Genomic DNA, 26,640 nt, shown 5'->3' with positions numbered 1-26,640 from the left:
GCGGGACCGGGTTATCCGCATCCCATCGTGGCGCGGATGCCCCCGCCACACCATTGCGCCGATCGACGTACCCGGCAGCGCGCGGGTCCCGCCGTGTTTGCGCAGGCCCCGCCGTGCTCAAGTCTCGCGATGCACAGGTCCCGCGAGGCACAGGTCGCGCGATGCACAGGTCCCGCCGCCCCCGGCCGGATCAGGCCTCCTCGGCCGCCCCGAGCTCCTCGATCATCGCCACCGCCGCGATCAGGCTGTCCGCGATCGGCGCTCCGGTGGCCCGCAGCGACGCCGCCGCGGCGAACCCGCCGGAGTAGAGGATGACGCGCGCCCCGACGCTACGCGCGGCCGCGGCGTCGTCCGGGGAGTCGCCGATCAGCACCACCCGGGAGGGCTCCATCCGCAGCCGCCGCAGGTGGTCGGCCAGGTGCTCGGCCTTGCGGGCCGGCCGGGGCGGGGTCGTGCCCTGGACCAGCGCGAAGTGGTGCGCGATGCCGTGGTGGCCGACCACCGGCACCAGCTTGTCGTCGTGGTACATCGACAACAGCGACTGCGAGTGGCCGCGGCCGGCCCAGTCCCGGAACAGGTCCGGCAGGCCGTCGGACAGGCGGGCCTGGCGCTCGTAGGCGACGTAGTACTTGTGGAAGGTGGAGTCCAGCCCCTCCCACTCCTCGTCGGTCGGCTCGTGGCCGAGGATGTCGGCGTAGAAGGACCGGATCGGCATCTTGATCTGCGTGCGGTACTGCTCGGCCGTTATCGGCGCCAGGCCGTGGTCGCCGAAGGAGTCGTTGGTCGAGCGCAGGATGATCTCGAAGTCGTTCAGAACGGTGCCGTTCCAGTCCCAGACGAGGTGCAATGGCATGTGATTATTCGGCACGGTCACCCGGACAGGGTATCGGCGGCCACCAACCGGATTTCACTCAGCCGAGCAGGTCCGGCAGCTCCTGCGTGGCGTACCAGAGCAGCTCGTGGTCGTCGATGCCGTCGACGGTGAACGCCGCGTCCTCGTCCCCGGCCTCGGCCGCGCCGAGCAGCACCACCGCCAGCGCCACCTCGTCGAGCACCGCGGGGTCGTCGACGTGCAGCGAGGCCACCCAGGACAGCGGGACCTCGGCGGTCACCCGGACCAGCCCGGGCTCGGCGCTGTCGTGGACCGGGACGGCCTGGGCGTCCGGCACCTCGGCCGCGATCACCACCCGGCGCCGGGGCGCCTCGGCGGCGTCGGCCAGCAGGCGCAGCGACGCCCGCGCCGCGTCGGTCATGGCGGCGTACTCCAGTTCCTCGCTGTCCCCTTCCGTGTACCACTCGCGCAGCGCCGGGGTGACCGCGTACGCCGTCAGCGGCGCGGGGGTGAGACGGCCCGTCTTGTGCAGTTCGGCGAGCGCTGACAGGGTCGCGGGAAGGTAGACGCGCATTGCGCCATTATCCCCTTCTGACGTTCGATCCAGTGCCTGCCGGTGCCGGACCGGGTTCAGGCCGCGGCGCGCTGCGCCGCCACCTGCGCCCCGGTGGTGCGGATCGCGGTGTCCAGGACGTGCGGGCGGCGTCCGGCGTCCATCATGTTGAAGCCGATGGCGTGGATGTCCTCGGCCGTGGGGCAGAACACGACGACCCGGGTGCCGTCGGCCCGCACCCGCTGCACCTCGGCCAGCATCCGCCTGGTGACGGCGCGGCGATAGCGGCGGATGGCGCGCTCCAGGACGCTGCGCGGCGGCCCGTCGAAGCCGTGGACCGCCATCGGCGCCAGCACGTAGAGCTCGTCCAGCGGCGGCTCGCCGATCTCCTGGAATCCGCGCTTGGCGGCGACGTCGACGTTGGTCGCCGACCACATGCCGCCGTCGACGTAGCGGCGGCCCTCGATCACGACCGGCGCGAACCAGCCGGGGATGGCACAGGAGGCGGTGACCGCCTCGGCCAGGGTGGTGCGGGGCGCGCGGGCGCCGCCGAAGGTGACGCGGCGGCCGGTGGCGAAGTCCAGCGCCACCACCCGCAGCGCCTTGTGCGGGGACCAGCCGGCGCCGTCGTCCGGCAGGCTCCTGACGAGCTCGCCGACGCCGCCCAGCGAGCCCCGGCCGGGCGGCAGGGCCGCGGCCATGACCGCGGTCGGCGGCACGGAGCGCGGGTGGCGGGCGGTGCGCGCCAGGAGGTGGCCGGAGCCCAGGCGCAGGCGCGGGCGCTCGGGATGGACGCCGCCGGCCGCGGTCGCGTAGTCGAACTCCAGGCCGGCCAGCGGGCCGCGGGAGATGCGGCCGGTGAGCTGGTGCTCGTACAGGTCGGCCGGGGAGGCGCCGGCGCCGATCAGGGCCGCCAGCACCGCGCCGGCCGACGTCCCGACCAGCATCTCGGCCTCGCGCGGGTCCCAGGACACGGCCTGGGTCAGCACATTCAGTGCGCCGGTGGTCCAGGCCGCGCCGAGCATGCCGCCGCCACCCAGCACCAGACCTCGGCGCAGCGCCCTGGAAGCCATCGCCTCACTCCCCTCGGCAGTCCCGTTCCACCGACTCTTCCACCGTCGGTGACCGGGGAAACCGGCGTGGACCCACGATCGGGGCGATCGAATGTCTGATGCGCGGGGTTCCTAAGGGGAATACCGTGACAGTCGGGGGCTGTTCGTGTGTCACGGGAGGTTGGGCCCATGGCTGACAAGCGCGTGCGCGAGGCGGCGGTCCCCGAGGACCGGCTCGCGGTGTGGCCTTTCGCGGCGCTCGTGCTGGCCGCGGCGGTGACGCTGTTCTGCTACGCGGCCACCGACAGCCCTCCGGGCTGGCTGACCCGCACGGTGATCGTGATCGTCGGCGCGGTCCCCTCCGGCGGCCACGCCGTCCACATCGGACTGGCCCTGCTGCTGCTGGCGCGCGGGCTGCATGTACGACGGCTGATGGCGCTGTATCTGACGGCCGCGGCGGTGCTGTGGTCGGCGCTGATGTCGCTGCTGACGTGGGACCAGCCCTGGCGGCTGCTGCCGATGGCGGCGTTCGCCTTCGCGCTGTGGGGCGCGCGGACGCGGTTCAGCGCCCTGCCGGACCCGGCGCGGGTGCGCACCGCGCTGCACTTGTTCCTGGGGCTGGCGGTCGTGGCCTTCGTGGTCGGCGGCGGCGGGCTGTTCCTGCAACGGGGACGGCTGAGCGAGTCGCTGACCCCGGTGGGGCTGGGGCGGGAGCTGTTCGACGGGCTGACGGCGAACCCGGGGCCGATGACGCTGGAGGGGCGGTCGTGGTTCATCCACGGGCTGTCGCTGCTCGGCGGCGTAACGCTGCTGCTCGTCCTGGCCTGCCTGCTGGCGCCCGCGCCCGCGCCGCCGCCCGGCACCGAGGCCGAGCGCGAGCGGGCGCGGCGGCTGGTCCAGCACCCCGACTCGGACACCCTGGCGCCCTTCGCGCTGCGGCACGACAAGTCGTATGTGTTCGCCCCGGACGGCCGCGCGGCGATCGGCTACCGGGTGTTCCTGGGGACCGCCGTGGTCGGCGGCGACCCGTTCGGCGCGGCGGACGCCCAGGAGGCCGCGGTCGAGGAGTTCCTGGCCCTGTGCCGCCGGCGCGGCTGGCGGCCCGCAGTGCTGGGCGCGCGCGAAGGGCTGCTGCCGATGTGGCACGAGCACGGGATGCGCGGAATCGGCATCGGCGACGAGGTGATGCTCGACGTGGCGGGCTTCTCGCTGGAGGGGCGGGCGATCCGCAACGTCCGCCAAGCGGTGCGCCGCACGCACAAGGCGGGCATCACCACCCAGGTCCTGCGAGAGAACGCACTGGACGCCGCCGAAGCGGAGCAACTGCTGGCCATCCACCAGCGGTGGCTGAAGGGACACGCCGAGCACGGCTTCGCGATGAACCTCGACGCCATCACCTCGGCCCGCCACCCCGACGCCCTGCTGATCATCGCCCACGACGCCGCCGGCCGCGCGATCGGCTTCCAGCGCTACCACCCGGTCGGCGCCAACCGCCCCTCCGCCACCCCGACAGCCCTGTCCCTCGACGTGATGCCCCGCGACCCGACCAGCCCCAACGGCGTGAACGAACGCCTGATCATCGACCTGATCGACTGGGCCAAAGCCCGCGGCATCGCCGACATCTCCCTCAACTTCGCCGCCTTCCGCCCCATCATGGACGCCGGCTCCCGCCGCACTCCCTTGGAACGCCTGGCCTACCGCGCCATCCACCTCCTCGACCCATGGATCATGCTGGAGTCCCTCTACCGCTTCAACGCCAAATTCCGCCCCGCCTGGCAACCCCGCTCGGTCCTCTTCCGCACCTGGGGCGAAGTCGGCTGGCTCGCAGCCGCCGCCCTGGCGATGGAGTTCTCACTGCCGCTGGACCGCCACCGGGTCGCGGGAGCCGGGGACTTGGCGCGGGGGCGGGGGAACGGGACCGCGCAGGGGCCGGAGCACGGCTCGATCGGGGACCAGGACTCGGTGGGGGATGCGGTGGGGGGTGCGGTGCGGCGGCGGGTGTGAGGGCTGGCAGTCTGGGTTCGGATGCCGCTGGCGTCAAATCCCTGGGTTTGGTTTTTGGTTCTGAAGACTCTGCCGTCATCCCGCCTGGAGCGCAGTGCACTGCCACCGCGCGTCGTCCGCCCGGTCGAAGCGCAGCGCGACCACCCTCGTGCGGCCGCCGTCGCGGACCAGGGCCAGGGCCTCGATGCCGGTGCCGCCGTCGGACAGGCGGACGGATTTGAGGGTCGCGCCGCGGGTGAAGCGCGGGAGGCGGAGCTTGCCGCGGACTTCGGGGGTCGTCCATTTCGCTGCTTGGGTCGGGGCGCGGCGGCCTACAAGGACTTCCACCAGTAGTCCCACCAGGGCTCTGACTTCGGTGTAGTCCTTGCGTGGTGCGGCCTGTGGTTTCGGGGGCGGCGCCGGGTCGGGCGGGCCGACTTCGGCGATCAGGATGCCTGGCCGATCGGGCTGGCGGCCGGGCAGCAGCGCCGTCTCGGCCGCCGTCTCCGCTTCAGCCCCGGTCGGCCGCTTCAACCGCGCCATCGCGCGTGCGATCGCGCCCGCCGGTGGGTCGGGCAGCGGGGTCGGGTAGACGGTCACGTCCCCGGCGCGCACCACCGAGACCAGCAGGCCCGGGCGGGGTTCGCGGCCGGAGCCGGCCAGGGGCGGCCAGATCCGGGCGTATTCGGGGGTGCCCGCGTCGACCAGCCAGGGGACGGGGTCGGTGCGGTGCGGGTCCGGGGGTTCCTCGGCGGGGGGTTCGTCGTCGGGGGCTTCTTCGTCGGGGAGGTCTTCGAGTTCGAACTCGGCGGTGGCGTCGAGCCAGATGGCGATGCCGGGAAAGTCTGGCCTGTTATCACGGTGCCAGCGGGCGCCGAGGGTGGCGGTGCCCACCGCGCGGAGCGAGCGCGTCGGTGCCACGGGGCCTCCCCTCGTCGCCGGGTGCGGGGTCCCAGGAGATCACAGGGAAATGCCGAACGGCCGACTTCCTCGGGGGAAGTCAGCCGTTCGGCGCAGTGGAGCGGGGTGGGTCAGCGCTTCTTGCGCTTGCCGGAGGAGCGGCGGCGCGGGGTCTCGTCCTGGGCCGCCGGCTCGTCCGGGACCGCGTCGCCGCGGTAGTCGGCGTAGGTCTCGACCCGCTGGACCACGCCGCCCTCGCCGTCGACCGTGGGGGCCGTGTAGCTCAGGTGGTCGGGGCGGCGGGGCGCGTCCAGGCCCTTGGCGTGCAGCTGCGGGGTGGCGTCCTGGACGCCGTTCGGGCCGCCGCCCAGGGCGTTGGCCGTGGCCGCCGCCTGGGCCTGGGACGCCGGGTCCTGGTTGACCGCCTCCACCTCGACCTTGAGGTTGAACAGGTAGCCGACCGACTCCTCCTTGATGGCGTCCATCATCGACTGGAACATGGCGTAGCCCTCGCGCTGGTACTCGACCAGCGGGTCGCGCTGGGCCATGGCACGCAGGCCGATGCCCTCCTGGAGGTAGTCCATCTCGTAGAGGTGCTCGCGCCACTTGCGGTCCAGCACCGACAGCACCACGCGGCGCTCGAGCTCGCGGGTGATCTGCTCGCCGAGCTGGGCCTCGCGGCCGTCGTAGCCGGAGCGGATGTCCGCGGTCAGCTCGTCGACCAGCACGTCGCGGGTGACCTTGTCGCGGCCGCCGGCGGCGTCCTCGATCTCCTCCACCGACACCGACAGCGGGTAGAGGGTCTCCAGCGCGGTCCAGAGCTTGTCCAGGTCCCACTCCTCGGCATAGCCCTCGGAGGTGGCGGCGTCGACGTAGCCGGCGATGGTGTCGTCCATCATCAGCCGGACCTGGTCCTCCAGGTCCGCGCCGTCGAGCACCTTGCGGCGCTCCTCGTAGACCACCAGACGCTGGCGGTTGAGGACCTCGTCGTACTTCAGGACGTTCTTGCGGATCTCGAAGTTCTGCTGCTCGATCTGGGTCTGGGCCGAGGCGATGGCCCGGGTCACCATCTTGTGCTCGATCGGCACGTCCTTGGGGACGTTGGCCATCGACAGCACGCGCTCGACCATGCCGGCCTTGAACATCCGCATCAGGTCGTCGCCCAGCGACAGGTAGAACCGGGTCTCGCCGGGGTCGCCCTGGCGGCCGGCGCGGCCGCGCAGCTGGTTGTCGATGCGGCGGGACTCGTGGCGCTCGGTGCCCAGCACGTACAGGCCGCCGAGGTCCTGGACCTCGTCGTGCTCGGCCTTCACCTTGCGCTTGGCCTTCTCCAGCGCCTCCGGCAGCGCGGCCACCCACTCCTCCGGGGTGCCCTCGGGGTCCAGGCCGCGCTGGTAGAGCTCGGCGGTGGCCAGGTCCTCGGGGTTGCCGCCGAGCTGGATGTCGGTACCGCGGCCGGCCATGTTGGTGGCCACGGTGACCGCGCCCTTGCGGCCGGCCTGGGCCACGATCGCCGCCTCGCGCTCGTGGTACTTGGCGTTCAGCACCTCGTGCGGGACGCCGCGCTTGCGCAGCATCGTGGACAGGTACTCGGACTTCTCCACCGAGGTGGTGCCCACCAGCACCGGCTGGCCGGTGGCGCTGCGCTCGGCGATGTCCTCGACGACCGCCTCGAACTTCGCCTCCTCGGTGACGTAGATCAGGTCCTGCTGGTCCTTGCGGACCAGCGGCTTGTTCGTCGGGATCGGCACCACGCCCAGCTTGTAGATCTGCTGGAACTCCGCGGCCTCGGTCATCGCGGTACCGGTCATGCCGGCCAGCTTGTCGTAGAGGCGGAAGTAGTTCTGCAGCGTGATCGTGGCCAGCGTCTGGTTCTCGTCCTTGATCTCGACGTTCTCCTTGGCCTCGATGGCCTGGTGCATGCCCTCGTTGTAGCGGCGGCCGGCCAGGATGCGGCCGGTGTGCTCGTCGACGATCATGACCTCGCCGTTCATCACGACGTAGTCCTTGTCCTTCTTGAACAGCTCCTTGGCCTTGATGGCGTTGTTCAGGTAGCCGACCAGGGGGGTGTTCACGGACTCGTAGAGGTTGTCGATGCCGAGCAGGTCCTCGACCCGCTCCACGCCGCGCTCCAGGATGCCGACGGTGCGCTTCTTCTCGTCCACCTCGTAGTCGACGTCGGCGGCCAGCCGGTCGACGATCTTGGAGAAGTCCATGTACCACTTGGTGGCCTGGTCCGCCGGGCCGGAGATGATCAGCGGGGTCCGGGCCTCGTCGATCAGGATCGAGTCCACCTCGTCGACGCAGGCGTAGAAGTGGCCGCGCTGCACCATCTCGTCCCGGGACCACGCCATGTTGTCGCGCAGGTAGTCGAAGCCGAACTCGTTGTTGGTGCCGTAGGTGATGTCGCAGCTGTACTGCTCACGGCGCTCGGCCGGCGTCATGTTCGCCAGGATCACGCCGACCTTCAGGCCCAGGAACCGGTGCACCCGGCCCATCCAGGACGAGTCGCGCTCGGCCAGGTAGTCGTTGGTGGTGACGATGTGCACGCCCTGGCCGGCCAGCGCGTTCAGATACGCCGGCAGGGTACCGACCAGGGTCTTGCCCTCGCCGGTGCGCATCTCGGCGATGTTGCCGAGGTGCAGGGCGGCACCGCCCATCAGCTGCACCTTGTAGTGCCGCTGGCCCAGGGTGCGCTTGGCGGCCTCCCGGACCACCGCGAACGCCTCGGGCATCAGGTCGTCGAGCGTCTCGCCGTCCTCCAGGCGGGCGCGGAACTCGTCGGTCTGAGCGCGCAGTTCCGCGTCGCTCATCTGGACGTAGTCCTCCTCGATCTCCTCGACGAGGTCGGCGATGGCCTCCAGGCGGCGCAGGATCTTCCCCTCACCGGCCCGCAAGACCTTGTCGAACAGACGCGCCACGGCAGACAACTCCTCGAATACGGATCAGCACCCGGTTGGGAATCCTGGCAGGCAGGGTCCGCCCCGCCTTTTCCAACATGTTATGCGACGGGCTGCACTCCAAGGGAAGACCGCGCCGTAATGATCATCGGCATATTCCGTGGAGACGACCGACGCCGCTCCCATACGGTGGGGCGATGGACGTACCGGAAACGCACGGCCACCCCGCGCCGGTTCCCAGGCAGACCTCCCGTCCGGCCCTCACTCCCCTGCCCCGCGGCCCGCTGGAGACCGGGCGGCTGCTGCTGCGGCCCTGGCGGGAGGAGGACATACCGGAGGTCCACAAGATCTGCCAGGACCCCGACATCCAGCGCTGGACCACCGTCCCGTCGCCCTACGGGGAGACGGACGCCGAGTGGTTCGTCCGGGAGCACACCCCGAACGGGTTCGCCGCCGGCGACGAGGCGACGTTCGCCGTGCTGGTGAAGGCCACCGGGCAGATCGCCGGGGCGGTCGGTCTCGGCGGGATCGCCAAGCTCAGCGAGGGCCGCGGCGTGCGGACGGCGGAGATCGGCTACTGGGCCAATCCGGAGACCCGGGGGCGCGGCTACATCACCGAGGCCGTGCGCGAGGTGATCCGCTGGGGCTTCGAGGAGCTCGCGCTGGGCCGCGTCACCTGGCAGGCGTTCGACGGGAACGCGCCGTCCCGCCGGGTGGTGGACAAGCTCGGGTTCACGATGGTCGGCCTGCAACGCGGGTCGCACGAGCACCGGGGGCGGCGCGCCGACATGTGGCTGGCCGATGTGCTGCCCGGGGAGCTGAAGTAGCGGGCCGGTGACCGTCGAAGCATGCCGTGGCCGACTGGTGGCGGACTGGTGACGGACCGGTGGCGGATTCCGGCCACCGAAGTTGTCGGCGGCGGCGACTAGCGTGGCGTCTGTGACATCCCTGCCGCCGCCCGCCAAGATCACCGAGTTGTCCGCCGACGAGGCGCGCCGCCTGGCCCTGCACGCCCAGGGCCTGATCGGCGTGCCGGACCGCCGGGCCGGGGTGGCGGGCGTGCTGCACGGCCTGGGAGCGGTGCAGCTGGACACGATCAGCGTGCTCGCCCGCTCGCACGAGCTGGTGCCGTACGCGCGGCTCGGGGCGGTCGGCCGGGACGCCGTCGAGAAGGCGTACTGGAACCACGAGACGCACGGGGCCTCGACCTTCGAGTACTGGGCGCACGCGGCCTGCATCCTCCCGGTCGAGGAATGGCCGACGTTCGCCTACCGCCGCGCGAACTACCGCGCGCGGGAGAACGGCGGCTGGGGCATGCCGACGTCCTCGGAGACCACCGCCACGGTGCTCGGCAAGCTGCGCGACGAGGGCCCGCTCACCACCGCCGACTTCGGCGGGGCGCGCAAGAGCGCGGAGTGGTGGGACTGGTCGGACACCAAGATCGCGGTCGAGAAGCTGCTGGCCACCGGCGACGTGGTCTGCGTGGAGCGCCGCGGCTGGCGCCGGGTCTACGACCTGCCCGAACGCGCACTGCCCAAGGCGGTGCTCGACACGCCGGAGCCGACCGCCGAACAGGCCCACGTCCGCCTCCTGGCCCTGGCCGGAGCCCGGCTGGGCATCGGCACCATAGGCGACCTGGCCGACTACTACCGCCTCAAGATCCCCGACGCGAAGCCGCTGATGGAGCAGACCGGCCTGGTCCCGGTGACGGTCCGCGGCTGGGCCCAGCCCGCCTGGGCCGACCCGGCGGCCCTGGACCTGCTCGCGGCCGGCGGCCCCAAAGGCCGGCACCGGACCACCCTGCTGTCCCCCTTCGACTCCCTGATCTGGGAACGCGACCGGATGGAGCGGATCTTCGGCATGGTGCACCGCATCGAGGCCTACACCCCGGCCGCCAAGCGCATCCACGGCTACTTCGCGATGCCGCTGCTGGCCGGCGGCAAGCTGCTGGGCCGCGTGGACCCCAAGCGCGAGGGCAGAACGCTGGTGGCGAAGAAAGTGTCGCTGGACACGCCGAACGCCGCACGCCCGATGGCCGACGCCCTGCGCGAGGCCGCAGGCTGGGTCGGCTGCGACCACGTGGTGGTCGAGCAGGTGACCGGCGGCGGCCCGCGGGAGGCGGCGCTGCGGGCGGAGTTGGGCTGAACCGGCACGGCGAACCAATCGGCGCGTACCTCGGCGTCGGCGCGCCGACACCCCAACGAAATCGCTCAACCCTGATCCACTAACGCCACAGCGGCTGCGGCGGCTCGGCGAACCAGTCGGCGAGTTCCTCCGCGTCGTCGGTCTGTACGCCGGCGCGCCAGTCGACGAGGGTCAGGCCGCGGGTCCGGGTCAGGGTCGCGAAGTCGTCGGCGACCCGGGGTCCGGCGACGCCGGTGCGGTGCACTCCGGCCACCGTCACGCGGCTCGCTTGGTCAACCGTTCCGTAGACGTGCACGCCGTCGGCGACCGAGAGGGCGTAGCCGCTTCGGACCACGCCTTGGCCCTCGATCGCCACCGGGCGTACGAAGTGGGTGGTGGTGCCCAGGCCCGCGGCCAGGTCCTCGACCGTCAGCACCACTCCTTCGAGGGGTTCGGCGGGGTCGGTGCGCAGGTGGATCTCGGTGAAGCCGGGGCCGGAGCGGAACTCGGTCTGCACCCGGCGGATGGCCGCCAGGTTGGCCCGGACCGCGCGGGCCGCGAAGGGGCCGACCAGTTCCACGTCGCGCCACAGGTCGTCCTTGACCAGCAGCATCGAGCGGCCGTCCAGCGGGGCGGCGATGGCCGGCAGCGGGTCGCTGATGCTGGACATGCTGAAGTGGATGTCGCGGGCCGGGATCATCCGTACCGGGGGTTCGTCGTCGACCCGGCGCAGGGTCAGCTCCAGCGCGCCGAGCAGCTCGTACTCCTCGCGGAAGGCCGGCTCGGCGCGCAGCACGCGCCAGACCTCGCCGGCCGCCTCCAGCAGCTGGGTGCCGTCGAACGCCGGGGGCAGGGCCCGCGACGGCATCACCGTGCGGGCGATCACCGCGCCGTCGACGGCGTCGCGCAGCGTCACGGTGATGTCCATGGACTCGAACCTACGCGCGATCGCCGTCACGGTGTCAAGCCGCGGACCTCAGGTGATCTCCAGCAGTTTCTCGCGCACCGCGTAGACCACGGCCTCCATCCGGGAGTGCAGCTGGAGCTTCTCCAGGATGTTGCGGACGTGGTTCTTCACGGTGTTCTCGGTGATGAACAGCTCCTTGGCGATCTCCCGGTTGTTGCGCCCGGTGGCGACCAGCTTGAGCACCTCCATCTCCCGGTCGGTGAGCCTGGGCGCGGCGGCCGGCACCGGGGCCGGCGGGGCCTCGGCGCCGCGCGCCAGGGCCGCGAAGCCGGTCAGCAGCTTGGCCGCCATCGTCGGGCTGACCTGCGACTCGCCGCGCTGCACGGCGCGCAGCGCGTCCGGGATGGTGTGCGGGAGCACGCTCTTGAGCAGGTAGCCGGAGGCGCCGCTCTTGACCGCCTCGTAGAGGTCGGCCTCCTCGTCGCTGGAGGTGAGCATGATGACCTTGGCGTTCGGCACCGAGCGCTTGATCGCGGCGCAGGCCGCCAGGCCGTCGGTGTCGGGCATCCGGACGTCCAGGATCACCACGTCCGGGGCCAGCTGCTCGGCCTTGACCACGGCCTCGGCGCCGTCCGAGGCCTCGCCCACGACCTCGATGTCGTCCTCGGTGTCGAGCACGACCGCCAGCCCTCGGCGCAGCAAGGTGTGGTCGTCGGCTATGAGGACTCTTATGGCTTCCGACACAGAACCATGATGACACCTCACAAGGGCGCATGACATTACCCGGACGAGTGATCACCCCCGGGTTTCCCCGGTCGGGACACCCCTGTGGGGCCGGTCGGAACCGGCCCCACAGGGGTGTCCGCTCAGATCAGCGTCCTGGAATGCTGTGGATCAAGGTCCTGTCGCCTTTCGGGAAAGCCACAGAAAATGCCGGAGAATCCTCAGCGTCGGGCGCCGGCCATCCGGTCCGAGGGCGAGGAGGCCGCGGCACTGCGCACCCCGTCGTCCATCAGGTCCGGCTCGCCCGGGGCCTCGCCCGGCTCCAGCCGGATGACGCCGTAGTCGTAGGCGTGGCGGCGGTACACCACGGCCGGCAGGCCGGAGTCCTTGTCGACGTAGAGGTAGAAGTCGTGGCCGACCAGCTCCATCTCGTAGAGCGCCTGGTCCAGCGTCATCGGGGCCGCGGAGTGGGTCTTCTCGCGCACCACCATCGGGCCCTCGTGGTCCGGGCCGGCGGCCGCGTACGGCCGCAGATCGACCTCGGGGTTGTCGTCCACGGCGCCGTCCGAGGTCAGCAGCGGCGCGGTGCCCGGCGGCAGGTCCGCCATGGCCGGCAGGTGCTTGATCGACTCGGCGATCGCCTTGCGGTTGCGGTGGATCTTGCGCCGGTCCTTGGCCTTCCGGATCTGTGCCTGGAGCTTGGCCGTGGCCAGGTCGAGGGCCGAATACGGGTCGGCGGCGGTGGCCTCGGCCCGGATCACCGGCCCCGGGCAGTCCAGCGTCAGTTCGATCCGGTCCTTCTGCTCGGCCTGCCGGGGATTCTTCTCCTCCCCCAGCACCACGGTGAGGCTGATGGCTTTGTCGTCCATCTCCTGCACCTTGGCCAGCTTCTCCATCACGTGCCGACGGAACCGGTCGGTCACCTCGTGATGGCGGCTCTTGACGACGATGTCCACGCGCGTTCTCCAATCTCGCGTCCAGATCTGCTGCCGGGCTCTGCGGCCTGCGGCTTCGGCGTCGGGAAGTTGGTATGACCAGCGGCGCCTCCGGGAGGGTCGATCGGAGTACTGCTCTCTTATGGATCTCCAACGTACGCCCGGTGCGGATCGTGCCTGGGGATCGAAGTGGAGGGAGTCACAGCCGGCGCGGGAACCGCCGGAAGTCGTCGGTGGGGCGGCTGCGACCCGGGAGGTGGTCGGGGAAGAAGTCCGCCGGAGCGGCGGGGGGCCACGTCACGGGTGGCCGGTCACGTGCGGAATCTTTCGCATCACGCCTGCTCGGTCGGTCGTACTCGGTCGTGCACCAGTGCCTATGGGTGAAAGCTAGCCCCGCTCCGCGCCGGACGGAAGATGCGAAGGGTGGCGTTGGGCCGTTCGAGTGATCCGAAGTGTGTTCGACCACCGTTACAAATCGGTTGCGGCGGGATTTCACGGACGTTCACATCGTGGGCGGATACCGGCCAGTGATTGTTGAATTTCCCCATTAAGCCGACTGTGCTTGGACCCGTGCCGCGGCGACCGTCGCGGCCCCGAGCACCGGCACGCCGGCGGCGCGCAAGGCCCGGGCCGCCTCCGCGAGGCTGGCGCCGCTGGTGGCGATGTCGTCGACGAGGACCACCGCACTCGGCCCGGCTCCGGCCGCGCTCCGTCGCGCCCGGAGCGCGCCGGACAGGTTCGCCCGCCGCTGGTCACGGGTCAGGCCGGCCTGGTCGGCGACGGCGCGGGCGTGGCACAGCGCGGGAATCGTGCGGGCCGGGACTCCGGCCTCGCGCAGAGCCCGCGCGGCCGAGCGTGCCATCCGCGCGGTCGTATCCTCGCCCCGATCACGGACCGCGCGACGGCGGGAAGGCATCGGGACAAGCGTCAGAGGGCCTGTCAGCGGCCGTTGGGCGGAGGCAGGGGAACGGGTGCCGCGCAGGGCCCCGGAGTCGACGGTGGCCGCCACGGCGCGGGCCAGCGCCTCACCCAGCGCGCGGCGGAGATCGTGTCGGCCGCGTTCCTTGTAGGCGATGAGCATGCTCCGCACCGGGTCTTCGTAGCGGGCGACGGCGTGCGTGGGCGGGACCTCCGGCACGGCGGCCAGCACGCGCCACGGGCCGCCGACAGCCAGCAGACGGCCGCAGGGGCCGCAGAGCGGGTGGCCGGAGGGCTGGGGACGTCCGCAGCCGCCGCAGTCGCGCTCGGCGACGAGGTCCAGCAGCGCGGTCCAGAGCGGGCGGACGAGCGGCATCGGCGACCCCCGATCGTCGCGACCCGACGAGGTCGCCCGGACAAGTGTTCGGACCGGGTTCGCCTCACGCAGCCCCGTCCGGCGGCAGCTCGGTCGCCGATGAGCGATGCCGTGGGGGGATTGTCGGGGATGTCCGGCCGATCACGCAACCGCAACCGGCGACCCGGTCGGCCGCCGGGCAGCCATCAGCACCCTGTCAAAACACTCCGACAAAACGCTCTGGCAAGACCGACCTTCTGCCGAGACACTCTGGCAAGACATTCCGGCAAGCCGACGATGGCGCCGCCGACCCGACTTGGCCCGACCCGACCCGGCCCGAAACAACCCGACCCGGAACGACCCGGCCCGGAACAACCCGCCCCGAACCTCGTGCCCTACGGCCCCGAGTCCGGCACCACCGTCGCCACCACCGGGCTCGAACCGCTGTCCTGGTAGCTCTCGGCGCCGCTGCGGCCCTTGAAGTACACGTAGCTGTTCGCGGAGCCGGCCGGGCCGGCGCCGTCGCTGAAGACCCAGACGCCGGGGCGGCCGTTGAGCATGCTGGTCGCGGCCGAGATGTGGGTGGCGGCGGGCTGGGCGTCCTCGGTGTCGCTGATCAGGGAGTCCTGGGAGCCGTCGGAGTAGACCTTGAAGACGCGGGGGGTGTTGAGGGTGGAGGACACGCCGATCAGGACCACGGTGCGGCCGTCGGCCCAGGCCGCGTCGGTGGCGTGGGCCAGGCCGCCGGGCTGGCCGGTCAGCAGCGGGACGGCGGCGTCGAGCAGGCGCGGGGAGGCACCGGTGCGGTCGATGGCGATGATGGCCGCCGGCCACAGGCTGGTGGTCGCCTTCTCGTCGGTGACCAGGAGCGCGCGGCTGCCGTCCGGGGAGGGCTTGAAGCCGGTCGGCGGCGCGCCCGCCGGGCTGGCCAGGGAGTCGGCGTTGGCGCTGCTCGGGGGCTGGTCGCCGGGATCGGTGAGGCGGTAGATCACGTGGCTGTCGACCACCCACAGCGCGCCGTCGACCGGGTCCCACTCCAGGTCGGTCACGCGCGCCGGGTCGGAGGTGTTGTACCAGACCTTGTGCTGGTCCGGGTGCCGCTGGTCGAGCACCATCACCGAGGCGGTGTTGTCCTTGTTCTGCACCACCACCGCCACGATCGCCGACGGCGACTTGAACGACGACGAGGTCGGCTGGCGCACCGCGATCGGCGATTTGGCGGCGACCTTCTGCGGCACGGTGACCACCGCCCGGCTGGCGTCGACGACGTTCTTCGTCCCGTCGCCGCACGCCGACGCGGTGCCGGCGGAGGGCCCCGGCACCCGGGAGACCACGGTGGCGGTGTCGCCCGGGGACGGGCACACCCAGTACACCGGCGGGGCCGAGCGGGTGACGGCGGTGTTGACGGACCCGGACGCGGTGCACGTGCCGCCGCAGCCCGGGTAGGAGACCTCCACGGTCTGCAACGGCGTCGAGCCGACCAGCTGCGGCGTGGCGGCGGCGTCGGTGAAGGTGGCGACCAGCGCGTCCTTGACCGCGTTCAGGTCCGTCGGGCGGCCCGGCACCGGCGCCTTGAGCGTCACCGTGGCCACGCCCTGCGCGCTCACCGTCACCGGCTTGCTCTCGTCCAGGCTCAGCAGCGAGCGCTGCGCCGCGGCGCGGCCGTTCAGCACCGCCTCGGCCAGCGCGTTGTAGGTGTAGTCGACCTTGCCGACGGCCTGGGTCAGGTAGACCTGGTCCACCGCCTGCGGGCCGGCGCCGGGCAGGTAGACCGGCATCGCCGACTGGTTGGTCTGGTAGACGCGCTTGAAGGACTCGGCGGTGATCAGCCGCTCCTTGGGGGCGGTCTGGATCCGCCAGCCGCCGTCGCGCTGGAACTTCAGCGTGAACTGCTCGTGCAGCGGGTCGGACTGGGCGGTGCCCTGGTAGAACCCGTGGTCGTCGAGCTGGGCCAGCGGCGTGGCGGTCAGGTAGACCGTGGCCTGGGCGCCGATCGGGGTGGTGGCCACGTCCTCGGCCGCGGCCGGCCGGGTGCTGCGGTCGGTCCCGGGCGGGTCCAGGCTCGGACTGCCGAAGCTGTCCACGATCGTGGTGACGCCCGGGGCGGTCCAGCTCTTGCGGGCGTCCTCGGTCAGGTAGTCCTGCGCGACGCTGAACGTGGGGTCCTTCTGGTCGCCGGTGAGCGCCTGCAGGAAGTTCAGGACCAGTTGCTGCGGCAGCATCGACGGATCGGGCTCGGCGGCCACGATGAAGACGTTGTTGTGGCTCTGGGCCAGGTTCTTGGTGCGCACCGGGCCTTTCGAGGGCGGACCGACGCAGCCGGTGACGCCCAGCACGGCGAGCGTGCCGAGCACGGCCAGCGCCGCGGCCGGCCGGCGCCGGGCCCAGGCCCGGGCGGCACGGGGCGCGGGGTCGGAGCCGGCCGTGGAGCCGGACCCCGCACCGGATATCGCACCGGATATCGCGCCCGTCCGTTCCGGGCCCTCGACAGCGCTCACCGCTCCCCCAGTCTGTCCGACGTCCGGTCCGAGGTCCGGTCCGGCGTCCGATTGGTCAGACCCGTCAGGTCCGGCCCGCTCTTGCGCGGCGTGGCCGGGACCACGCCCTCGGCGGCCAGCCGGGCGCTCTCGGCCTGCCGCTTGTGGTGCCGGGAGTCGTCCGGCTCCAGCGGGATCGGCGAGCGGACCAGCTCCAGCCCGGCGGTGCGGGGCAGCGTCAGCCGGAACTGCGAGCCGCCGCCCGGCTCGCCCCAGGCCTGCAGCCAGCCGTGGTGCAGGTGCGCGTCCTCCAGCGAGATCGCCAGGCCCAGCCCGGTGCCGCCGGTGGTCCGGGCCCGGGCCGGGTCGGCCCGCCAGAACCGGCCGAAGACCAGCGAGGACTCGCCGGGCTTGAGGCCGACGCCGTAGTCCCGGACCGCGACCGCCACCGCGTCGCCGGAGGCCGCGACCTTGATCTGGACCGGCCGGCCCTCGCTGTGCTCGATCGCGTTGACCACCAGGTTGCGCAGGATCCGCTCGATGCGGCGCGGGTCGATCTCGGCCACGCACGGCGTGTCCGGGGCCAGGATCCGCACGTCCGAGCCCTTGCGCTCGGCCAGCACCGCGCTGCCGTCGACCACCCGGCGCACCAGCGCCCGCAGGTCCACCGGCTCGGCGTCCAGCACCGCGGCGCCGGCGTCGAACCGGCTGATCTCCAGCAGGTCGCCGAGCAGCTCCTCGAACCGGTCCAGCTGGGTCTGGAGCAGCTCGGCCGAGCGGGCGGTGGGCCCGGTGAAGTCCTCGCGGGCGTCGTGCAGCACGTCGGCGGCCATCCGCACGGTGGTCAGCGGGGTGCGCAGCTCGTGCGAGACGTCCGAGACGAACCGGCGCTGCACCCGGGAGAGCTCCTCCAGCTTGCGGATCTGCCGCTGCAGGTTGCCGGCCATGGTGTTGAACGAGCTGGCCAGCCGGGCCAGGTCGTCCTCGCCGCGCACCCGCATCCGCTCGTCGAAGCGGCCGTCGGCGAGCCGCTCGGCGATCCCGGCGGCCTGCCGGACCGGGGTCACCACCAGCCGGGTGACGAACCAGGCCACCCCGGCCAGGGCCAGCACCAGCACCGCGCCGGCGGTGGCGATCAGCCGGTTGTCGATGCTCAGCGCCTGGCTCTCGCTGGTGAACGGGAAGGCGTAGTACAGCTGGATCTCCGGACCGGGGCTGGAGTCCATGCTGGGCAGCGCGAACCGCTCGCCGTAGAGCAGGCCGGAGTAGGTGTGGTCGGTCGGGGTGCGGCTGGAGGGCGTGGTCACCAGGTCGTCGGCCGGCGACTGCACGCCGTAGTACAGCGTGGTGGTGGCCGCCTGCACGTCGCCGCCCTTGCCGGAGGCCGGGTCGTACAGCGGCAGCTTGTCCGGCGGCAGCACCGCGGTGCTGCGCAGCAGGATCCCGCCGCAGACGTAGCCGCCGATCGGCAGCTTCTGGGAGTCGGTGGTGGTCAGGACCACCTGGTAGGTGTCGCTGCCGGCGCCGCTGCACAGGTTGGTGACCATGGTGTTCAGGCCCTCGACCCAGGCCGTGTAGTCGGCCGGGTGCGCGGCCGGGCCGTTCGGTCCGGCGGCCGCGGCCTGGGCGTTCTTGAACTTGTCCGCGGTCAGCGTCAGGAAGCTGCTGGCCTCGCCGTAGCCGCTGCTCACCATCGCCAGCGAGGAGTCCTCCTTGGCCTGCACCAGGCCGTCGCGGATCTTCGCGTTCAGCACCCAGCCCAGCCCGAAGGCGATGACGACGGACAGCAGCAGCGTGAGCAGCACCACGCGCAGCTGCAGGGAACCGCGCCAGGTCCCGGGCAGTTCCAGGACGGCACGGAACAGACGCCGGGCACCGCCGGTGAACTTCCAGACCCGCATGTACAGCTTCTACTTTCCCCGTAGGTCAGGCCGGACCGGCCTTGTACCCCACCCCGCGGACAGTGACGACGATCTCCGGATTCTCCGGGTCCACCTCGATCTTGCTGCGCAGGCGCTGCACGTGGACGTTCACCAGCCGGGTGTCGGCGGCGTGCCGGTAGCCCCAGACCTGCTCCAGCAGCACCTCGCGGGTGAACACCTGCCAGGGCTTGCGGGCGAGCGCGACCAGCAGGTCGAACTCCAGCGGCGTGAGCGGGATCTGCCGGCCGTCGCGCTTGACCGAGTGGCCGGCCACGTCGATCGACAGGTCGCCGATGGCCAGCGTCTCCGGCTTCGGCTCGTCGGCGCGGCGCAGCCGGGCCCGGACCCGGGCCACCAGCTCCTTGACCTTGAACGGCTTGATCACGTAGTCGTCCGCGCCGGACTCCAGGCCGACGACCACGTCGACGGTGTCGCTCTTGGCGGTGAGCATGATGATCGGGACCCCGGACTCGCCGCGGATCAGCCGGCACACGTCGATGCCGTCGCGCCCGGGCAGCATCAGGTCCAGCAGCACCAGGTCCGGCTTGAAGTCACGGAACACCTGCAGAGCCCGGTCGCCGTCGGCGACGGACGTGGTCTCGAAACCCTCTCCGCGCAGGGCGATGCCCAGCATCTCGGACAGGGCTATGTCATCGTCGACGATCAAGACACGACCTTTCATGCGGACTATCGTCGCATTACTTTCTGCGTTTGGTGAATCCCCGGTGCCGATGGGGCGGCCCACTAGTGCCGGTACGGGGGTGGCGCCGGGATCGGGGGTGCCGCCATGCTGGGGGGCACACGTCCGGCCCCACGGGCGCCCCCGGCCCCCGGCGAGCCTCCAGGAAGAAGCGTTCACGCAGATCATGAGCGGTGTTACCGAACCGGCGACCGTCGCCGCCGCCCCGCCGGCCGGGGCCGTCCCGCCGTCGGCGACCACAGCCGGTCGCGGCGTGGTTCCGCTGCGTCCCCTCCAGGTCGGCGAGATCCTGGACGGCGCGGTGACCGCGATGCGCACCCACCCCGGTGTGATGCTCGGCATGTCCGCGATCGTGGTCGCGGCCGGACAGGCGATCGCGATCCCGCTGGACTTCCTCTACCTCCGGTTCCTGGCCGGCCTGGTGAACGACGACACCACCCTGGGCAGCGGGACCGGGATCAACGATCTGGCCCTGCTGCGGCCCAGCGTCCTGCTGAACGCGCTCATCGTGTCGCTGCTGGTCGGGCTGCTCACCACCGCGGTGTCGCGGGCGGTGCTGGGACGGCCGGTGACGCTGGGCGAGGTGTGGCGGCTCACCCGGCCCCGGCTGCCGCGGCTGCTCGGACTGTCGCTGTTGATCTTCGTCACCCTGTTCGGCGGCCTGATGCTGGCGATCCTGCCCGGCGCGCTGGTCGCGGCCTCCGGAAACGCGGCCGGGGCGCTGCTCCTGCTGCTCGGCATCGGCGCCGGCGTGGCCTTCGCGGTCAACCGCTGGGTGGCCTGGTCGCTGGCCGGGGCCGCGCTGGTGCTGGAGGACCAGCCGGTGCGCAAGGCGCTGCGGCGGTCGTCGGTGCTGGTCAAGGGCGGCTGGTGGCGGGTGCTGGGGATCTCGGTGCTGGCGCTGCTGATCTCCGAGCTGGTGGCCGGGGTGCTGTCGGTGGTGGAGCAGGTGGTGGTCGGCTCGAACCTGAGCCCGGTGAGCGCCAACGGCGACGGGACCTACTCCGGGCACCACGTGGCGGTGGGCTACGTCTTCCTGGGCGCGCTGTTCTCGGCGGCGATCCAGGCGGTGGTCTCGCCGTTCGCCGCGTCGGTGACGGCGTTGCAGTACGTGGACCGGCGGATGCGGCGCGAGGGGCTGGACATCCAGCTCGCGATGAACGCGCGGGCGCGGACCGGGGCCGTCGAGGCCGCCGGGGCCGGTGCCGGGGCGCCGCCGACGGCCGGGGTCGGACCGGGGACGGGCTCGGCCGCGTGACCGATCCGGGGCTCCCGGTCGCGCCGACGCCCGGCGTGCCGATCGTCGTGGGCCGGGACGAGGCGCGCCGCGCGGCCGCCGACGAGCTGGCCAAGCCCGGCTACGCGCACGCCCGGCCCGGCCTGGCGCAGCGGGTCCTGGGCTGGATCGGCCACGAGCTCAAGATCGTCTGGAACAAGGTCTTCGGCGGCTCGGGCGGGGGCGGGGACGACTGGGTCGCCCTGCTCACCGTGCTGGCCGTGCTGATCGTGCTGGTGGTGGTGATCCGGGCCCGGTACGGGCCGGTCCGGCGCCGGGTCGCGGCCGAGCGGGCGCTGTTCGACGAGGAGACGCCGCTGGACGCCGAGGGCTACCGGCGCGCGGCCGAGGAGCACGCGGTCGGCGGCCGGTGGGCCGAGGCGGTCCGGGCCCGGCTGCGCGCGGTCATCGCGGGGTTGGAGGAGCGGACGGTGCTGGATCCGCGGCCGGGGCGGACCGCCGACGTGGCGGCGCGGCAGGCCGGGCAGGTGCTGCCGGAGCAGGCCGAGGCCCTGGCCGGCGCGGCGCGGGTGTTCGACGACATCTGGTACGGGGAGGCGGCCGCCGGCCCGGAGGACTACCGGCGGCTGGTGGCGGTCGACGAGGCGGTCCAGGGCTCGCGGGTGCGGCTCGGGGCCGGGAAGGCGGCGGCCGAGAAGGTCGGGGCGGGCGTGGGCGGCGGTACCGGTAGCAGCGGCGGCGCGAGCAATGGCGGCGTCCCCGGCATCGGCGGCGGCGCGGGCCCGGAGGCCGGCACCGGCGGACGTCCGGACGACGGGCCGGGGCCGCGATGAGGCTTCGGGCATGGCGCTGGCCGCTGGCCGCGCTCGGCGTCCTGCTGCTCGGTTCGCTGATCACGGCGTTCGTCCTCGGCGGCAGCAGCGGGGGAACGCTCGATCCGGACTCCGAGTCGCCCGACGGCAGCCACGCGCTGGCCGTCCTGCTGCGCGACCACGGGGTCACCGTGGTGTCGGCGCACACCACCGCGCAGGCGACCGCGGCCGCCCAGGACGCGGTCGGCGGGGCGACGCTGGTTCTCACCGACCCCGCCCTGCTCACCGACGGCCAGCTCGACACGCTCGCGGCCACCCCGGTGGCGCGGCTGGTCGTGGTGCAGCCCGACGGCCTGGCCACCCAGCGGCTGGCCGGGAGCGCGGCGGTCCTGGGGCCGTCCACGAGCCGCACCCGGCTGGTGGACCCGGCCTGCCCGGACCCGGACGCGGTCGCGGCCGGGAACGCCGACCTCGGCGACGCCGTCGCGTTCCAGGACACCGCGAAGCCCGGCTGCTACGAGCTGCCGGACCAGGGCTACGCCCTGGTGACGCTGACAGCGGCCGGCGCGGGTACCGGTACCGGCGGCGGAGCGGCCACCGCGGACACCGTCCTGGTCGGCAGCCGCACCCCGTTCCGCAACGACCACCTGGCCGACCACGGCAACGCCGCCCTGGCGCTGCGGCTGCTCGGCAAGCACCCGACCGTGGTCTGGTACCTGCCGGACTCGGCGGACCCGGACGCCGTCGCCTCCGACCGCAAGAGCTTCACCGAGATCCTGCCGGCCGGCTGGCGGTGGGGCGCGCTGGCGCTGCTGCCGGCCATCGCGCTGCTGGCGCTGTGGCAGGCCCGGCGGCTGGGTCCGGTGGTGGTGGAGCGGATGCCGGTCGCGGTCCGCGCCGCCGAGACCGTGGAGGGCCGCGCCCGGCTCTACGAGCGGGGCCGCGTGACCGACCGCGCGGCCGCCGCGTTGCGGGAGGCGGCCCGGTCGCGCCTGGCCGGCCGGCTCGGCCTGCCGCGCGCCGCCACCACCGGCGACATCGCCGGCGCGTTCGCGGCCCGCGGCGGACCGTCGACGGCGCTGACGCTGCACACGCTGGCGGGCCCGGCGCCCGCCGACGACGCGGCCCTGGTGGGATTGGCCTCGGCGCTGGACCGGCTGGAAGCCGAGGTCGGGCGGCTGTGACGGAGAATCAGGAGAACGACATGACCCAGCAAGACCCGGCCGGCCCGGGGTCCGGCGACACCACGCCCGCCGACCTCGCGGTGGACCCCGCCACCGCGCGGGCCGCGCTGCTCGCGGTGCGCACCGAGGTGGGCAAGGCCGTCGTCGGCCAGGACTCGGCGGTCACCGGGCTGGTCATCGCCCTGCTGTCCGGCGGGCACGTGCTGCTGGAGGGGGTGCCCGGCGTCGCCAAGACGCTGCTGGTGCGCTCGCTGGCGGCGGCGCTGGCGCTGGACACCAAGCGCGTGCAGTTCACGCCGGACCTGATGCCCGGCGACGTCACCGGCTCGGCGGTCTTCGACAGCCGCACCGCGGAGTTCTCCTTCCGGGAGGGCCCGGTGTTCACCAACCTGCTGCTCGCCGACGAGATCAACCGCACGCCGCCCAAGACCCAGGCCTCGCTGCTGGAGGCGATGGAGGAGCGGCAGGTCACCGTCGACGGCCGGCCCCGGCCGCTGCCCGAGGTGTTCCTGGTGGCCGCGACGCAGAACCCGGTCGAGTTCGAGGGCACCTATCCGCTGCCCGAGGCCCAGCTCGACCGGTTCCTGCTGAAGCTGGTGCTGCCGCTGCCCGGCCGCGAGGAGGAGATCGGGATCCTGGACCGGCACGCCGCCGGGTTCGACCCGCGCGACCTGGTCGCGGCCGGCGTGAAGCCGGTCGCCGGGCCCGCGGAGCTGGCCGCCGCCCGGGCCGCGGCGCGGAGGGTGACCGTGGGCCGCGAGGTCCTCGGCTACATCGCCGACCTGGCCCGCGCCACCCGGGTGTCGCCGTCGCTGGCCCTCGGCGTGTCGCCGCGCGGCGCCACCGCGCTGCTCAGCACCGCGCGCTCGTGGGCCTGGCTGGCCGGCCGCGGCTACGTGACCCCGGACGACGTGCAGGCGCTGGCCAAGCCGACGCTGCGGCACCGGGTCCGGCTGCGCGCCGAGGCCGAGATGGAGGGCGGGACCGCCGACGGCGTGCTGGACGCGGTGCTCGGCGCGGTCCCGGTGCCCCGGTAGAAGGGACACGACTGTCATGGCCCTGACCTGGCGCGCCGGCGCCCTGGCGGCGCTCGGGGCGGTGTTCGTCGGCCTCGTGCTGCCCTCCTGGGCCGGGATCGCGGCGGTGGCCGCGGTGGTGCTCGCCGGGATCCTGGCCGACCTGGCGCTGGCCGGTCCGGTCCGGTCGCTGGAGTTCGCGCGCGACGGCGACACCACCGTCCGGCTCGGCGCGACCGCGCACGTGCGGCTGACCGTCACCAACCCCTCCGGGCGGCGGGTCCGGGCCCTGATCCGCGACGCCTGGCCGCCGTCGGCCGGGCTGCGGACCGCCCCGGGCACCGGACCGCGCGGCGGACGGCTCGCCGACCCGACCGTGGTGCAGCCCCGCCACGCGGTCACGATCCCGGCCGGGGAGCGGCGGCGCGTGGAATCGGTGCTGACACCGACGCGGCGCGGCGACCGGCACGCCGAGCACGTCACCGTCCGCTCCTTCGGCCCGCTCGGCCTGGCCGCGCGGCAGCGCACGGCGCGCAGCCCGTGGCGGGTGCGGGTGCTGCCGCCCTTCGTCTCCCGGCGCCACCTGCCCAGCCGCCTGGCCCGGCTGCGCGAGCTGGACGGCCGCACCTCGCTGCTGGTGCGCGGCCAGGGCACGGAGTTCGACTCGCTGCGCGACTACACGGCCGGCGACGACGTGCGCTCGATCGACTGGCGGGCCACCGCGCGGCGGCACGTCGGCGACCACTACGACGTGGTGGTCCGCACCTGGCGGCCGGAGCGCGACCGCTCGATCCTGATCGTGCTGGACACCGGCCGCACCGCCGCCGGCCGGATCGGCACCGAGGAGCTGGGCACCGACGGCGTCCGCCTGGACGCCGCCCTGGACGCCGCGCTGCTGCTCACCGCGCTGGCGCTGCGCGCCGGCGACCGGGTGGACCTGCTCGCCTACGACCGCCGGGTGCGCACCGCGGTCACCCGCACCTCGGCCGGCCAGACCCTGGCCCGGGTCACCGAGGCGATGGCGGTGCTGGAGCCGGAGCTGGTCGAGCTGGACGCCCGCGGCCTGGTGACCACGGTGCTCAAGCGGGCCGGGAACCGCGCGCTGGTGGTGCTGCTGACGAGCCTGGACTCGGCCCCGATGAGCGAGGGCCTGCTGCCGGTGATCGGCCCGCTGACGGCCCGCCACGAGGTGGTGGTGGCCTCGGTCGCCGATCCGCGCGTGGAGGAGATGGCCCGCGGCCGGGGCGACGCCACCGCCGTGTACGAGGCCGCCTCGGCCGAGCGGGCCCGGGCCGAACGGCGGCAGGTCGCCGACCTGCTGGCCAAGCACCGGGTCACGGTCGTCGACCAGCCGCCGGAGCTGATCGCCCCGGCGCTGGCGGACGCTTATCTTGCGCTTAAGGCCGCTGGGCGGCTGTAGGTCGGGGCGGCTGGCCGCGGGATGGTCGGGCCGGTCAGCTGCTCAGTCAGATCGGTCAGCTCGGCCCGGTCGGATCGGTCGGATCGGTCGGCCTGGTCGGTCGGCTCAGTCGGCTTTTCCGGCCACCCGGTACCGGACATGGACGACGCCGGCGCCGTCGGTCCGCTCCAGCTCCTCCAGTTCGATCCGCTCCAGCGTGCCGGGAACGAACAGCGGCGTGCCGGCGCCGAGGACGACCGGGGCGTGGTGCAGACGCAGCTCGTCGAGGAGCCCGGCGGCGAGGGCGGCCCGCGCCGTCGCCGCGCCGCCCATCACGGCGACGTCCTTGCCGTCCGCGGCCTCGCGGGCCTGGCGAATCGCGCTCTCGATACCGTCGCTGACAAAGGTGAAGGTGCTCTGTCCCTTGACCAGCCGCTCCCTCGGCCGGGAAGCGAGCACGAAGACCGGCATGGGGAACGGTGGCTCGGGTCCCCAGGGCTCCTCCCCGGTACGGAAAGTCTCGTGCCCGGCCACGCAGGCCCCGGCTTCGAAGAACGCGCCCAGCGCCGCGGCGTTGCGGGGATCCCCGCTCTGGGTGAACAGCCAATCGTGGAGGCGAGACAGGTCACCGTCCGGACCGGTCACCAAACCGTCCAGCGAGACCGTCATATCGAGGAACACTTTGCCCACCGCGCTGCTCCTTTTCCTAGTCACGACGCGGCGAGCGTAGCCGGGCAGACCCACAGGCCCGAGGAATAAATCGAGCTCGCCCGCTGTTTGCCCAGGCTCGACCGACGAAAGGACGACACCTTGACGTCTCCCGAATTCGACCCTGGTGCCGAGTTCGACCGCCAGGTGCGGACCCTGTCCGAGGGGTGGGGCCGCCCGGATCTCGCCGAGCTGGCCGCCCCGTTGAAACCGATCGCCCTGTCTCATCCCGCTGCCCAGGACGCCCCGCAGGAAGGCCGGGTCCCGTTCCTCATTGTCGTTCCGCGAGCCCTGCTCCCGCTGGAGGAAGCGCTTCCGCGACTGACTCTCGCCGGGAAGGCCAAGCCCGGTGTCATCGACCGCAACTACCAGGGCCCGCAGGACGTGGCCTCCTTCGTGACCATCCAGGCGCTGTTGGAGGACGACGCCTCCGAGAAGCTGCCGTACCTCGTGTTCGACATCGAGCGCGGTGAGGAATTCTGCGACGTGGTCCCGCTGGCCGCCTTGGAGACCATCGAGCAGCGGGGACGGACGCCGCTGTCGATCGAGGAAGGCGTCGCGCTGCTGACCCACTTCCCCGCGCTGCTGGCCAAGAACAAGTGCTTCGAGCTCGCCGGCTCCCGCAACGGCGACAAGCGCGTCCCGGCACTGTGGATCAGCGAGGGCGCCCCCAAGCTGGGCTGGTGCTGGCAGGGCAACCCGCACACCTGGCTCGGCATGGCCTCGGCCGGCAGCAGGTTCGGCGCGCTGGCGACCGTCTGCTGCTGACGCCGGCAGTGGGCTGAAACGCAGAAAGCCCCCGACGGGATCCCGTCGGGGGCTTTCTGGAAAACGACTCAGGCCCCGAACCATACGGTTCGGGGCCTGAGTGCAAAGTTAGTCCGGCCGCGTCCTACTCTCCCACCAGGTCCCCCTGGCAGTACCATCGGCGCTGGCGGGCTTAGCTTCCGGGTTCGGAATGGAACCGGGCGTTTCCCCGCCGCCATGGCGGCCGTAACACCTT

22 protein-coding genes and 1 rRNA gene are annotated in these 26,640 nt (G+C 72.9%); 9 read left to right on the top strand and 14 right to left on the bottom strand.

All coding sequences use genetic code 11. The annotated features are described in order from the left end of the window. Positions 1 to 190: 190 nt before the first annotated feature. Genes ABD481_RS43440 through ABD481_RS43430 form a run of 3 tightly spaced genes read right to left on the bottom strand, consistent with a single transcriptional unit; the run spans position 191 to position 2,458 of the window. Positions 191 to 853: an HAD family hydrolase gene (locus ABD481_RS43440; RefSeq protein WP_344671777.1), complete on the bottom strand. Its 663-nt coding sequence runs from the start codon at positions 851 to 853 to the stop codon at positions 191 to 193. A 58-nt stretch (positions 854 to 911) separates the two neighbouring features. Then, positions 912 to 1,406, bottom strand: coding sequence for a DUF6912 family protein (locus tag ABD481_RS43435; RefSeq protein WP_344671776.1), 495 nt, complete (start codon positions 1,404 to 1,406; stop codon positions 912 to 914). Positions 1,407 to 1,462: 56 nt separating this feature from the next. Then, on the bottom strand, positions 1,463 to 2,458 hold the full coding sequence (locus tag ABD481_RS43430) for a patatin-like phospholipase family protein (protein WP_344671775.1): 996 nt from the start codon (positions 2,456 to 2,458) through the stop codon (positions 1,463 to 1,465). Between the two features lie 168 nt (positions 2,459 to 2,626). Here ABD481_RS43430 and ABD481_RS43425 point away from each other — a divergent pair, with 168 nt between their 5' ends. After that, entirely contained in the window at positions 2,627 to 4,441 is a 1,815-nt protein-coding gene (locus tag ABD481_RS43425) for a bifunctional lysylphosphatidylglycerol flippase/synthetase MprF (protein ID WP_344671774.1), read from the top strand. A 75-nt stretch (positions 4,442 to 4,516) separates the two neighbouring features. Here ABD481_RS43425 and ABD481_RS43420 read toward each other — a convergent pair whose 3' ends face one another. Then, positions 4,517 to 5,341, bottom strand: a complete 825-nt coding sequence (locus tag ABD481_RS43420; RefSeq protein WP_344671773.1) for an Rv3235 family protein — start codon at positions 5,339 to 5,341, stop codon at positions 4,517 to 4,519. A gap of 110 nt (positions 5,342 to 5,451) precedes the next feature. Then, entirely contained in the window at positions 5,452 to 8,241 is a 2,790-nt protein-coding gene (secA, locus tag ABD481_RS43415; RefSeq protein ID WP_344671772.1) for a preprotein translocase subunit SecA, read from the bottom strand. Positions 8,242 to 8,417: 176 nt separating this feature from the next. On the opposite strand from secA, the gene ABD481_RS43410 reads away from it, so the two are divergent. Both ABD481_RS43410 and ABD481_RS43405 read left to right on the top strand, forming a co-directional pair. Then, on the top strand, positions 8,418 to 9,047 hold the full coding sequence (locus ABD481_RS43410) for a GNAT family N-acetyltransferase (protein WP_344671771.1): 630 nt from the start codon (positions 8,418 to 8,420) through the stop codon (positions 9,045 to 9,047). A 112-nt stretch (positions 9,048 to 9,159) separates the two neighbouring features. Continuing rightward, positions 9,160 to 10,365 carry a winged helix-turn-helix domain-containing protein gene (locus tag ABD481_RS43405; RefSeq protein ID WP_344671770.1) on the top strand — a complete coding sequence of 402 codons (1,206 nt, stop codon included), beginning with the start codon at positions 9,160 to 9,162 and terminating at the stop codon, positions 10,363 to 10,365. A 79-nt stretch (positions 10,366 to 10,444) separates the two neighbouring features. Here the strand turns inward: ABD481_RS43405 and ABD481_RS43400 are convergent, their stop codons facing one another. The 7 genes from ABD481_RS43400 to mtrA form a co-directional block, all read right to left on the bottom strand. Then, entirely contained in the window at positions 10,445 to 11,272 is an 828-nt protein-coding gene (locus tag ABD481_RS43400) for a hypothetical protein (RefSeq protein WP_344671769.1), read from the bottom strand. A gap of 48 nt (positions 11,273 to 11,320) precedes the next feature. Then, positions 11,321 to 12,031, bottom strand: coding sequence for a response regulator (locus ABD481_RS43395; RefSeq protein ID WP_344671768.1), 711 nt, complete (start codon positions 12,029 to 12,031; stop codon positions 11,321 to 11,323). Between the two features lie 164 nt (positions 12,032 to 12,195). Further along, on the bottom strand, positions 12,196 to 12,930 hold the full coding sequence (hpf, locus tag ABD481_RS43390) for a ribosome hibernation-promoting factor, HPF/YfiA family (protein WP_344671767.1): 735 nt from the start codon (positions 12,928 to 12,930) through the stop codon (positions 12,196 to 12,198). A gap of 526 nt (positions 12,931 to 13,456) precedes the next feature. Beyond that, on the bottom strand, positions 13,457 to 14,203 hold the full coding sequence (locus tag ABD481_RS43385) for a ComF family protein (protein ID WP_344671766.1): 747 nt from the start codon (positions 14,201 to 14,203) through the stop codon (positions 13,457 to 13,459). Between the two features lie 374 nt (positions 14,204 to 14,577). After that, entirely contained in the window at positions 14,578 to 16,680 is a 2,103-nt protein-coding gene (locus ABD481_RS43380; protein WP_344671765.1) for an LpqB family beta-propeller domain-containing protein, read from the bottom strand. Beyond that, entirely contained in the window at positions 16,677 to 18,560 is a 1,884-nt protein-coding gene (gene mtrB, locus ABD481_RS43375; RefSeq protein WP_344671764.1) for an MtrAB system histidine kinase MtrB, read from the bottom strand. Before mtrB ends, ABD481_RS43380 begins: the two co-directional genes overlap by 4 nt. 25 nt (positions 18,561 to 18,585) lie before the next feature. Beyond that, positions 18,586 to 19,263, bottom strand: a complete 678-nt coding sequence (gene mtrA, locus ABD481_RS43370; protein WP_194894868.1) for an MtrAB system response regulator MtrA — start codon at positions 19,261 to 19,263, stop codon at positions 18,586 to 18,588. A 184-nt stretch (positions 19,264 to 19,447) separates the two neighbouring features. Here mtrA and ABD481_RS43365 point away from each other — a divergent pair, with 184 nt between their 5' ends. From ABD481_RS43365 to ABD481_RS43345, 5 genes are read left to right on the top strand one after another with little or no spacing between them, the layout of a single operon-like run. Next, a complete protein-coding gene (locus ABD481_RS43365; protein WP_344671763.1) occupies positions 19,448 to 20,539 on the top strand; it encodes a hypothetical protein in 1,092 nt (363 codons plus the stop codon). Further along, entirely contained in the window at positions 20,536 to 21,351 is an 816-nt protein-coding gene (locus ABD481_RS43360; RefSeq protein WP_344671762.1) for a DUF4129 domain-containing protein, read from the top strand. The genes ABD481_RS43365 and ABD481_RS43360 overlap by 4 nt, the downstream gene beginning before the upstream one ends. Further along, positions 21,348 to 22,514 carry a DUF4350 domain-containing protein gene (locus ABD481_RS43355; RefSeq protein ID WP_344671761.1) on the top strand — a complete coding sequence of 389 codons (1,167 nt, stop codon included), beginning with the start codon at positions 21,348 to 21,350 and terminating at the stop codon, positions 22,512 to 22,514. Before ABD481_RS43360 ends, ABD481_RS43355 begins: the two co-directional genes overlap by 4 nt. A 20-nt stretch (positions 22,515 to 22,534) precedes the next feature. Beyond that, entirely contained in the window at positions 22,535 to 23,551 is a 1,017-nt protein-coding gene (locus ABD481_RS43350) for an AAA family ATPase (RefSeq protein WP_344671760.1), read from the top strand. Between the two features lie 16 nt (positions 23,552 to 23,567). Beyond that, positions 23,568 to 24,950 (top strand): DUF58 domain-containing protein, encoded by a 1,383-nt coding sequence (locus ABD481_RS43345; RefSeq protein ID WP_344671759.1) that lies wholly within the window; start codon positions 23,568 to 23,570, stop codon positions 24,948 to 24,950. A gap of 105 nt (positions 24,951 to 25,055) precedes the next feature. Here ABD481_RS43345 and ABD481_RS43340 read toward each other — a convergent pair whose 3' ends face one another. After that, positions 25,056 to 25,619, bottom strand: coding sequence for a dihydrofolate reductase family protein (locus tag ABD481_RS43340; RefSeq protein WP_344671758.1), 564 nt, complete (start codon positions 25,617 to 25,619; stop codon positions 25,056 to 25,058). Between the two features lie 120 nt (positions 25,620 to 25,739). Between ABD481_RS43340 and ABD481_RS43335 the strand changes: the two genes are divergently transcribed. Then, positions 25,740 to 26,405, top strand: a complete 666-nt coding sequence (locus tag ABD481_RS43335; protein WP_344671757.1) for a DUF5701 family protein — start codon at positions 25,740 to 25,742, stop codon at positions 26,403 to 26,405. A gap of 111 nt (positions 26,406 to 26,516) precedes the next feature. Here the strand turns inward: ABD481_RS43335 and rrf are convergent. Further along, a 5S ribosomal RNA gene (gene rrf / locus ABD481_RS43330) occupies positions 26,517 to 26,633 on the bottom strand. Positions 26,634 to 26,640: the final 7 nt, after the last annotated feature.

Origin of the sequence: Catenulispora yoronensis, assembly GCF_039531695.1 — a bacterium.
Classification (GTDB): Bacteria; Actinomycetota; Actinomycetes; order Streptomycetales; family Catenulisporaceae; genus Catenulispora; species Catenulispora yoronensis.
The sequence above is the reverse complement of the archived record's forward strand: the minus strand, read 5'-3'. Positions and strand labels throughout refer to the sequence as shown.